This is a genomic window from Nocardia sp. CC201C (genome assembly GCF_030010695.1).
Classification (GTDB): domain Bacteria; phylum Actinomycetota; class Actinomycetes; order Mycobacteriales; family Mycobacteriaceae; genus Nocardia; species Nocardia otitidiscaviarum.
Window position 1 is genome coordinate 1 of the sequence record NZ_JASCXP010000297.1, and the last position, 9297, is coordinate 9297.

Sequence of the window (9297 nt, forward strand, 5' to 3'; positions counted from 1 at the left end):
CCTATTCCCGGCGCCCTATCCCCCCCGCGCCCGGGGGGGGGGGGCCCTGGAGGGGAGCGCACCGACCCCCGTCCGAGCAACCCGAACCACCACCCGGACACACGAAAACCCCCACAGCCATTGGCAGCGGGGGTTTTTCACTGCGCGCCCGGAGAGACTCGAACTCCCAACCTTCTGATCCGTAGTCAGATGCTCTATCCGTTGAGCTACGGGCGCAGGAATATTCATTTGTGGCGCCCGGCGAACCGGGCTTGGCGGAGGCGAGAGGATTTGAACCTCCGGTCCCCGTGAAGGGACAACTCATTAGCAGTGAGTCCCATTCGGCCGCTCTGGCACGCCTCCTGGACGCCTTCTTGCGAGGCCGCCGGTCCTTTCGAACCGCCGGGGACAAAGGTTACACAGCAGCCGACCAAGACGCAAAACGGCTGGTCAGGAGAATAAAATGGACGGTCAGCGGAGGTGGCTGTCGAACCAGTCGAAGATGCGGGTCTGGGCGTCGACGACAGCGGCATCGTCGAGTGCGTCGCGATCGAAGCCGGGATGGTCGGGGCGGTGGCGCAGGCCGGGATAGCTGACCACCAGGGTGGCGACGGCGGCGCGGGCGGCGGCGTCGCGCAGCTGTTCCACGTGGTCGGGCGGGGTGACGGGGTCGTCCTCGCCGTACAGGCCGAGCCAGGGGGCCTTCAGTTTCGGTGCGGCGTGGACCAGGGCGTCGGCCTGCGGTGTCAGCGGGCTGTCGATGCCGGGGGCGGCGATGCTCACCGCCGCGCCGATCGGTCGACTGGTCGCCACCAGCAGGGCAGCGGTTCCGGCGGAGTCGAAGCCGAGGACGCCGACGCAGTCGCGGAAGACGCCGTGTCCGATCAGCCAGTCGAAGCAGGCGTCGAAGTCGGCGAACAGGTCGTCGCCGAAGACCTTGTCGGCCTGCGCGCCATTGGTGCGGTGGAACAGGTCCGGGGCCAGCACCGTCCAGCCGTCGTCGGCCAGGGACCGCATCATGTCCAGCAATGGATCGGTGAACTCGCGTGATTCGTGCAGCACCACGATGCCGCCCCGGGCGTGACCATCCGGTTCGATCACGGTGACGGGGACCCTGGTGGTGTCGTGCACAGGGGCCAGATCTCGGTAAACGCCCGACATAAAGCCAGGGTAGTGAAGCTAGGTAAAGTTCCGGATAAATCCTGGGCCGACATAGGGTGGAGGCGTGAGCGCGCACATTCGTCCGGACCTCGACGCCATCCCCGCGTACGTCGCGGGCCGCAGCCTGCCCGGTGTGGTGAAACTGGCCAGCAACGAGACCACCTTCCCGCCGCTGCCGTCGGTGGCCAAGGCCATCGCCGAGGCCGCCGAACAGGCCAACCGGTACCCGGATATCACCGCCACCGAACTGCGCACCGCCATCGCCGAATTCCATGGCGTCGGCATCGAGAACGTCGCGGTCGGCTGCGGCAGTGTGGCGCTGTGCCAGGAGATCATCCAGATCACCTGCGGCGAGCACACCGACGAGGTGGTGTTCGCGTGGCGCTCCTTCGAGGCGTATCCGATCGTCACCCGCATCGCCGGGGCGCGCGCCGTCCAGGTGCCGCTGGACCACGACTACGCGCACGATCTCGACGCCCTCGCCGCCGCCGTCACCCCGAACACCCGGGCGGTGTTCGTGTGCAACCCCAACAACCCGACCGGGACCGCGCACGGCCGCGCCGCCATCGAACGCTTCCTCGACACCATCCCGGACACCGTGCTGGTCGTCCTGGACGAGGCGTACTACGAATACCTGCGCTTCCCGGCCGATCAGCATCCCGACGGTGTCGAACTCGGCCGCACCCGCCCGAATGTGCTTGTGCTGCGCACCTTCTCGAAGGCGTACGGACTCGCGGGCCTGCGCGTCGGCTATGCCGTGGGCGATCCGGCCGTGGTCACCGCGCTCATGAAGGTGCGGGTTCCGTTCAGCGTCAACCGGCTCGCCCAGGCCGCCGCCATCGCCTCACTGGACGCCCGCCACGAACTCCTGGAGCGCACCGACGCCGTGATCGCCGAACGCGAGCGCATGCGCACGGCCCTGGCAGCGGCGGGCTACCGGGTGGCCGACAGCCACGCCAACTTCCTCTGGCTCCCCCTCGGCGACCGCAGCGCCGAATACGGTGAGGCCAGCGCCGCGGCGGGCGTCCTCGTCCGCCCCTACGGCACCGACGGCGTCCGCGTCACCGCCGGTGACCCACACGAGAACGACCAGTTCCTCGCCTTCGCCACCCACGCCGACACCGTTGCCCGCTTCCTGGGCTGACCCCCGCCCGCGATGAAGTTCAGGGTCAGTGCGGGCGCAGCGGCGGTCGTGGTTCGCTTCGAGCCCGCCGGACAGGAGTACACCCTCGCGGCGGGCGATCACATCGTCGTGGAGTTCGTCGCGTACCCGGACGGTGCAACTGGCTTCGCCGGGGACATTCAGCACGAGCCCGGGGAGATCGTGCTCTGCGCGCCACGGGGCCACCACATGCGAGTGTGGGATTCGTCAGGCGTGGCCTTCGATCCCGAGTGCTGACCGGGTTGTCCCGCGCCTGAGGTGGTGCGGGACAACGGAGTTCACTTCCACGCAGCCAGATCGGGCAGGTCGCCCTTCAGGTCCGAGCCGTCGGAGCGGCCGATCAGCCAGGTGGCGAGAGCCGTTGCCGTGCCGGTGATCTCGGTGACGGCGGTGGAGCCGACGGTGGCGGTGTAGCCGGTATCGGTCGCGGTGACGGTGAAACCGGGCGCGTCGGGGTCGGCGGTGCGGGCGCGGTCGGCGAGCGCCTCGGTGAGCAGGCGGGTGGTGAACGGGGTGGGCCAGTCGGCGGGGGAGTAGGCCACCGCCAGATCCACATGGTGGATCTCCACCTCCAGCAGGCGCATCCACACGATGCGGGTGGCCGGGATCTCCGTGCCCTGGCGGTTGCGGACGGAGGTGGCCCAGCGGTCCTCGGGCAGCACCCGGGCCAGGTCCAGCCAGCGGTCGGAGGCGGCTCGCAGATCGTCGAGCTGTTCGCGCAGCGGACGCGGCGCACCGGCCTCGATATCGGCGTCGCGCAGGTACGCGCTGGCGTACTGCGGGGTCTCTATGCCGGTACGGGCCCACAGCAGCAGGTTGACCAAACTGTCCGCATTGCGGGACAGGTGGGCCAGCACATGGCCGCGGGTCCAGCCGGGCAGGAGCGAGGGTTCCACCAGATCGGCGTCGCGCAGGTCGGCGACGGTGGTGAGCAGGCGCTCGGTCGCGGTGGCGACAGTGTCGAGCTGCGTGGGGATCGCGGTGAATTCCGGTGCGTCGCTGGTCACATCACCCGACCATACCCACGGGCGGGGTGGCGCGCCGGTTCGCCGCCGCGACCTGCGCGCCGAGCGCCAGCAGCCATAGCGACATCGCCCCCACCTGCACCCGCTGCGCGATCCCGAGCCCGTGATCGCCGGGCAGATTGTCCGCGGTGAGCAGCCACGCCGTGGCCACCGAGCCGATCACCAGAATCCACAGCCCCGCATGCCGCACGATCGGCCACTGCCGATACCGGAACGCCGCCACCGTGAACGCCAGCATGGCGACGAAGATCGAGAACACCGCCAACGTGCTGGTCAGCGCGTGGACCTGATGCAACTGCGGAAACAGCGGACTCTCCCCGGCGGGCACCTCGGCCGCCGGATCCAACGGCGCCTGCGCATCGGCGATGGTGGCTGCCCCGAAACATCCCAGGGCGACCCAGCCGACGGTGGTGTACCCGCGCCGCGGGAACAACAGCAGCCCGCCGCCCGCGGCGACCACCAGCATGGCCCCGGTCAGCGTGTCCGCCGTGGTGAAGACGCCGCGAAACGGCGCCCCGCGCTCGGCGAGCTGGCTGAGAAACGAGGTGAACGGATCGATCCCCACCGGCAACACGAACTCCAGCACCCACGACGAGTAGCTGCACCCCGCCAACCCGACGAGCACCGCGAGCCCCCACCGCAGCACCCGCCGGAAACGCGATTCCGACGGCTGCTCGCCCGCACCCCGCTCGCCCGCACTCTCGGCCACCTCGCCCACGTTCTCGCCCCGCTCGTTCTCGGGAGGCGTCATCGCCACTCGCTTTCGCCGCCGCACCGCCCTTCGTCACGCGAACCGCCACCGCGCGGACGGCCCGGCAACGCGCACCCCAGACCGGATACCGCCCGGGCGGTATCCCGCTATTCTCGCCCATCCAGCCGCCCTCTCCGCCGCGCCGCGCGGGCTCACCGCATCCCACCTGTAAGCGACACCCGCTCCGGCGTGGACCAGGTTGCAGCCGGCTCACCCCCAGCCCGCCAAATCCACCACGCTGCGCGGGCAATTCGGCCGTTGCCGTCCCGCGGCGGCGTACAACCCGCACACCCGCCGCGCGGGCTCATCGCATCCCATCTGCAAGCGCCACCCGCTCCGGTGCGGACCAGGTGTAGCCGACTCGTCCTCAGCCCGCCATATCCACCACGCCGCGCGGGTTGGAACGCACCCCACCCGGCCCGCTGGCCTGTCACCCAGCATGTCGCAGTCTGTGTCGCGACGCACGTCGTTCGCCGCCCGACCCGGTGTCCGCTGCGATGGGTCGGCTCGGTGGTACACCCCATGGGAACACCTCGCTGGTCCGCACCCAGGGCATACGCCGGTCCGCCCGCCGAACCGGCCGCGCCCGCCGGTGCAGGAGCGGCGCGCTCGTGCCGGTACCGGTCTCGTCTTCCGCGCACCGCCCTTGCTGTCCGCCGCGCGCTGCGGCTCCGTCCGAGCCTGACGGAGTCGCGGTCGACTCGGTCCGGTACCTGCGTCGCGACACTCCGCCCCGCCGCCTCCCGGCGATGTGCAGGTGTTCCAGCGGCCCGCGTACCGGAATGGCGCGGGCCGCGTCGCCTCGCACGGGCGCGGTCGCGTCCAAGCCGCGAACGGTGCGAGCGCCTCACCCCGTGCGCCCCAACGCCTTCCACACCAGATCAGCCGCGCTCTCGGCTCGCTCGTGCTCCCACACCCGAACGACCGTCCACCCCGCCTCCCGCAACCGCGCATCGGTATCGCGGTCGCGCGCCACATTGCCCGCCAGCTTCTCGGCCCACCATTCGGCATTGTTCTTGGGAGATGTGGCGTGCTCGGGACAGCTGTGCCAGAAGCAGCCGTCCACGTACACCGCTACCTTGCGGCGCGGGAACACGATGTCGGCCCGCCGCCGCAGCCCCCGCATCGGAGCCCGGTCCACGAAGAACCGCGCCCCCCGCCGATGCAGTTCCCGCCGCAGCGCGATCTCCGGCGCGGTCCCCACGCGCCGCTGCCGCGCCATCCGCGCACTCGTTGCCGCATCCGTCCGCGGCCGTCCCGTCGCCCGCGCTGTCTCGCTCATCCGACCTCCCGGATCGATCCCCATCCTCTCGCCGGGAGCGCACCGCCCACCACCCGGGCGCCCGACGGGGAACTGGTGGCGGCATCGCTCGGGAGGGCTCCGCCACCAATTCCCCTCGGTGCTACGCCGCCTCGCTGGGGCGGCCGCCCATGCGGTCGAGGTGGTTTTCGACGTCGTCGATGAAGCCGGGTGGGAAGCGGAGGGAGCCCATGCGGGTGCGGCGGAGGAAGCCGGCGGTGGCGCGGGCGGACAGGAGGCTGGAGTCGTCGAGGAACCAGCGCAGGTCCTCGTAGGGCGCGTGCACCGGCCAGGTGGAGACCGGGACGCGGTGCACGGTGCCCGCGTGGCCCCAGGCGGCGGTGGGCCAGCGCTGGCCGGGCAGCAGGGGTTCGCCGGGGATGGCGTCGGTGGCGGGGGCGGACAGGCAGGCGCCCACCCAGGAGGCCATGCGCACCGCCACGGCATTGCCGACGAGTTTCCAGCGGTGGCCTTTGCGCACGGTGGGCACCGACAGCGCGGGGGCGGTCCAGTCGCGGTCGAAACCCTGGAGGCGTTCGGCGTCGGTGATGCCCGGGGTGACGATCTCCCCGGAGGGCAGCCGCACCGCGGGCGGGCTCGCGATGCCCAGCGCGGAACCGCCCTTCAAGGTCGGCACGGCGTTGACGGCCCAGCCCAGCCCGCGGGTGCCCTCGGTCCAGTAGAAGCCGCACGGATCGTGATCGGCGGAGCCGACCACCCGCTCACCGGCGTCGGTCCCGAACAACACCGGCCGGGGATCCTCGGTGCGTGAGGCCAGCATGAGCACTCGCTCGCGCCGCTGCGGCAGTCCGAACGCCCGCGCGTCCACCACCCGGTACGCCCACAGGTAGCCGAGTTCCTCCAGGGCGGTGGTGATGTGCCGCATGGCCGCCCCGCCGCCCAGTTGCAGCATGAACGGCACATTCTCGATGAGCAGCCAGCGCGGCCCGCGTTTGCGCCGCACCAGCCGGAACACCTCGTCCACCAAACCCGAACGGGAGCCGGTGATTCCGGCGGTGCGCCCGGCCTGCGACAGATCCTGGCACGGGAATCCGGCGGCCACCAGTTCGGTCCCGGCTGGCAGCGCGCGCAGCCGGGTGACGTCGGAATGCACGGGCACATCCGGGAAGTGCGCGCTCAACACCGCCTGCGCGCCCTGGTCGATCTCGCACAGCAGTTCACTGCGCCAACCGTGCGCGGCGAGCCCGAGTTCCAGTCCGCCGATACCGGCGAACAGGCCCACCATCCGCGCCACAGCTGTCCTTTCACCCCGAGTACCGATATGTCGTCAGAACGTTACTCGAGTCGCGACGAACCGGCGCTGATCCACACCGCGCCCACCACCCGCCCGGCCCCCGCGCTCGACAACACGCCGACGGAATACATCGCCCCGCATGGCCTGTCGAGCATGTCGCTCGGGGGAACGGGTGATGCCGCGCCGAGGGGCGATATGCGGAGCCCGATCGGCGAATGGCCTCGACCGCGCCCGGTGATACGCGCCACCGGACGCGTCCGCGGCCCTACCACTCCCCAGGGGCGAGCGCACGCGAGGCCGCGGCGTGACGGCGCAACCCGGACACGCCGTGGCGAACTCGCTGAACGCCGCCGTGTGTTCGCCGGGCGAGCGGGGCGTGGACGTACGGTAGAGGCGTGACGACGGACAGCAACGGCGAGGAAATCCGGGCCGGGGGCGCCCGGTGGCCCGCGATCCTCACCTGGCGGGCGCACAACGGGTCCCGGATGGAGTCGGTGCGGGTGGTGCTGAACGGCAACCGGATTCGCGCGGCGGGCCGCATCATCGCCGGCGCGACCGAGGAGAGCGAGGCGTTCAGCGCCTCCTACGACCTCGTCACCGACGAGAACGGGGTGACCAAGCGCCTGTCCCTGCGCAGCACGGTCGCGGCGGGGGAGCGGCACGCCTCCATCGCCCGCGACGAGGAGAACTACTGGCTCATCGACGCGGGCGCCACGCACGTGCGCTCCACTTTCGGCGGCGCGCTCGATGTCGACATGGTGCTGAGCCCGTTCTTCAATACGCTGCCGATTCGCCGCCACGGCCTGGCGCACACCTCCGAGGACATCCAGGTCCCGGTGGTCTACGTGCGGCTGCCGGACCTGCTGGTGCAGGAGGCCAGTCTCACCTACAGCTCCGGCCCGGACGGTATCCACGTGCTGTCCCCGGTCTCCAGCGCCACGGTCACCGTCGACGCCGACGGCTTCCTGCTCGACTACCCGGGGCTGGCCGAGCGCATCTAGGGCTACTCCAGGGCTTCGATGACGCCGCCGCGGCGTCCGGCGTCGGCCAGCTTCGCCAGCCAGTCGTGGTCGCCGGGCCGAATGCCCGCGATCGCCCACCGCTGGAAGGTGTCGTAGTCGTTGCGCGCGTCGTGTCCGGCCTCGGTGAGCTGGGCCAGGGAGTCGGTGTCGCGCAGGCTGTCCCGGGCGGCGGTGAGCACCCGCAGGGTGTCGTCGAGCACCTCGAGCAGCGCGTCGGCATTGGGTTCGCAGATGGCGCGGACCAGGGCGGGCGCGGTGGCAGCCACCCTGGTGCCGTCGCGGAAGGACCCGGCGGCCAGCCCGAGTGCCAGCGCGCCGCCGCCCGCGCCCTGGATGGCGAGGGCTTCGGCCAGCACGTGCGGCAGGTGTGAGATGCGGGCGACGGCGCTGTCGTGTTCGGCGGAGAGCACCGGCACCACCACGGCCCCGCAGTCCAGCGCCAGCCGCGCCACCCGGGTCCACGGGTCGGCGTGTACGCCCGGATCGACGCTGATCGCCCAGGCCGCGCCCTTGAACAGGTCGGGTGTGGATGCGGCCCAGCCGGATTCGCTGGTCCCGGCCATGGGGTGCCCGCCGACGAAGTGCGCGCCCAGTTCGTGCCGGTGCACGGCATCCAGTACGGGCTTCTTCACACTGGTCACGTCGGTGAGCGGACACGCCGGGGCGAAACTGCGCACATCCGAGAGCACGGTGTCGAGGGCGGGCTGCGGCACGCCGATCACGATCAGCGCGTCGCGGTCCGCGGCCCGGCCCAGTACCGCCCCGATGTCGGCGCTCACGTCGAAGCCGTCGGTGCGCGCGGCCCGCACACCCGGCTCCGACCGGTTGAATCCCCACGCCTCGTACCCCGCGGCGACGGCGGCACGCAGCACCGAACCGCCGATCAAACCCGTCCCGAGGACGCAGACAGCTGGTTTCCGATCGCCCGTCATGGCACCAGATTCGCATACGACTTCAACATTTCCCCCGAAGCGGACTACCGTTGCGCCCATGGCAGCACAGCGCTCGAGCACGAATAGGGCGACGTCGGACGATTACGACGACGTGGAAGGGTTCGCAGTGGCGGTTGTCCGCGAAGAGGCCACCTGGAAGGTCACGCCGTTGACTCAGGCGGCACTCTCCAGTTTGACCGAGGCCGAGCGAGAATTGCGCGAGTTGCGCAGTTCCGGCGCGGTATTCGGTCTGCTCGACGTAGACGACGAATTCTTCATCGTCCTGCGTCCAGCGCCGACCGGCAGCCGTCTGCTGCTGTCGGACGCCACCGCCGCCATCGACTACGACATCGCCGCCGAGGTGTTGGAGGCGCTGAATGTCGACATCCCGGATATCGATCCGGACGAACTCGACGATATCGAGCCGTGGGAGGAGGGCGACCTCGGCGTGCTGGCCGACCTCGGACTACCGGAGCCGGTGCTGAGCGTCATCCTCGCCGAAACCGACCTCTACCCCGACGAGCAGCTCGGCATGATCGCCCAGCGCCTGGGTTTCGCCAACGAGTTCTCGGCGGTCCTGGACAAGCTCCCTCGCTGAATGAGCGCGGCCGGATCTCGCGGTGCCGCCGAGCGGGCCGACGAGACGCTGATCCGCGCGGCGATCGCGGCCGCCGCCGCCGCGGACCCGCCCCGGTGGGTTATACACATCA

At 70.9% G+C, this 9297-nt stretch carries 10 protein-coding genes and 2 tRNA genes; 4 read left to right on the forward strand and 8 right to left on the reverse strand.

The annotated features are described in order from the left end of the window. Window positions 1–143 precede the first annotated feature (143 nt). From QK444_RS25690 to QK444_RS25700, 3 genes are all read right to left on the reverse strand, one after another. A tRNA-Arg gene (locus tag QK444_RS25690) sits at window positions 144–216 on the reverse strand. Between the two features lie 36 nt (window positions 217–252). Beyond that, window positions 253–342 (reverse strand) — tRNA-Ser (locus QK444_RS25695). Window positions 343–450: 108 nt separating this feature from the next. Beyond that, window positions 451–1140: a dienelactone hydrolase family protein gene (locus QK444_RS25700; protein WP_282784488.1), complete on the reverse strand. Its 690-nt coding sequence runs from the start codon at window positions 1138–1140 to the stop codon at window positions 451–453. A 64-nt stretch (window positions 1141–1204) separates the two neighbouring features. Between QK444_RS25700 and hisC the strand changes: the two genes are divergently transcribed. Both hisC and QK444_RS25710 read left to right on the forward strand, forming a co-directional pair. After that, complete coding sequence (gene hisC, locus QK444_RS25705) at window positions 1205–2284, forward strand: histidinol-phosphate transaminase (protein ID WP_282784489.1); 1080 nt, start codon at window positions 1205–1207, stop codon at window positions 2282–2284. 12 nt (window positions 2285–2296) lie between these two features. Further along, a complete protein-coding gene (locus QK444_RS25710; RefSeq protein WP_282784491.1) occupies window positions 2297–2539 on the forward strand; it encodes a hypothetical protein in 243 nt (80 codons plus the stop codon). 41 nt (window positions 2540–2580) lie between these two features. On the opposite strand, the gene QK444_RS25715 is transcribed toward QK444_RS25710, so the two are convergent. The 4 genes from QK444_RS25715 to dcm form a co-directional block, all read right to left on the reverse strand. After that, window positions 2581–3309, reverse strand: a complete 729-nt coding sequence (locus tag QK444_RS25715; RefSeq protein ID WP_282784493.1) for a maleylpyruvate isomerase family mycothiol-dependent enzyme — start codon at window positions 3307–3309, stop codon at window positions 2581–2583. 1 nt (window position 3310) lies between these two features. Further along, window positions 3311–4078 (reverse strand): DUF998 domain-containing protein, encoded by a 768-nt coding sequence (locus tag QK444_RS25720; RefSeq protein ID WP_282784495.1) that lies wholly within the window; start codon window positions 4076–4078, stop codon window positions 3311–3313. Window positions 4079–4925: 847 nt separating this feature from the next. After that, window positions 4926–5360 carry a very short patch repair endonuclease gene (locus QK444_RS25725; protein WP_282784497.1) on the reverse strand — a complete coding sequence of 145 codons (435 nt, stop codon included), beginning with the start codon at window positions 5358–5360 and terminating at the stop codon, window positions 4926–4928. Between the two features lie 121 nt (window positions 5361–5481). Further along, window positions 5482–6624, reverse strand: coding sequence for a DNA (cytosine-5-)-methyltransferase (gene dcm, locus QK444_RS25730; RefSeq protein ID WP_143984414.1), 1143 nt, complete (start codon window positions 6622–6624; stop codon window positions 5482–5484). A 404-nt stretch (window positions 6625–7028) separates the two neighbouring features. Between dcm and QK444_RS25735 the strand changes: the two genes are divergently transcribed. Continuing rightward, a complete protein-coding gene (locus QK444_RS25735; RefSeq protein WP_268746745.1) occupies window positions 7029–7634 on the forward strand; it encodes a putative glycolipid-binding domain-containing protein in 606 nt (201 codons plus the stop codon). A gap of 2 nt (window positions 7635–7636) precedes the next feature. Here QK444_RS25735 and QK444_RS25740 read toward each other — a convergent pair whose 3' ends face one another. Further along, complete coding sequence (locus tag QK444_RS25740) at window positions 7637–8587, reverse strand: prephenate dehydrogenase (RefSeq protein ID WP_282784500.1); 951 nt, start codon at window positions 8585–8587, stop codon at window positions 7637–7639. A 58-nt stretch (window positions 8588–8645) separates the two neighbouring features. On the opposite strand from QK444_RS25740, the gene QK444_RS25745 reads away from it, so the two are divergent. Next, window positions 8646–9185 (forward strand): tRNA adenosine deaminase-associated protein, encoded by a 540-nt coding sequence (locus QK444_RS25745; RefSeq protein WP_282784502.1) that lies wholly within the window; start codon window positions 8646–8648, stop codon window positions 9183–9185. The last annotated feature ends 112 nt before the right edge of the window (window positions 9186–9297 follow it).

What these genes read in the sequence shown, in the direction of transcription:
- QK444_RS25700 (WP_282784488.1), bottom strand. Translation starts at nt 1,140, where the DNA reads ATGTCGGGCGTTTACCGAGATCTGGCCCCTGTGCACGACACCACCAGG.
- QK444_RS25710 (WP_282784491.1), top strand. Translation starts at nt 2,297, where the DNA reads ATGAAGTTCAGGGTCAGTGCGGGCGCAGCGGCGGTCGTGGTTCGCTTC.
- QK444_RS25720 (WP_282784495.1), bottom strand. Translation starts at nt 4,078, where the DNA reads ATGACGCCTCCCGAGAACGAGCGGGGCGAGAACGTGGGCGAGGTGGCC.
- QK444_RS25725 (WP_282784497.1), bottom strand. Translation starts at nt 5,360, where the DNA reads ATGAGCGAGACAGCGCGGGCGACGGGACGGCCGCGGACGGATGCGGCA.
- dcm (WP_143984414.1), bottom strand. Translation starts at nt 6,624, where the DNA reads ATGGTGGGCCTGTTCGCCGGTATCGGCGGACTGGAACTCGGGCTCGCC.
- QK444_RS25740 (WP_282784500.1), bottom strand. Translation starts at nt 8,587, where the DNA reads ATGACGGGCGATCGGAAACCAGCTGTCTGCGTCCTCGGGACGGGTTTG.
- QK444_RS25745 (WP_282784502.1), top strand. Translation starts at nt 8,646, where the DNA reads ATGGCAGCACAGCGCTCGAGCACGAATAGGGCGACGTCGGACGATTAC.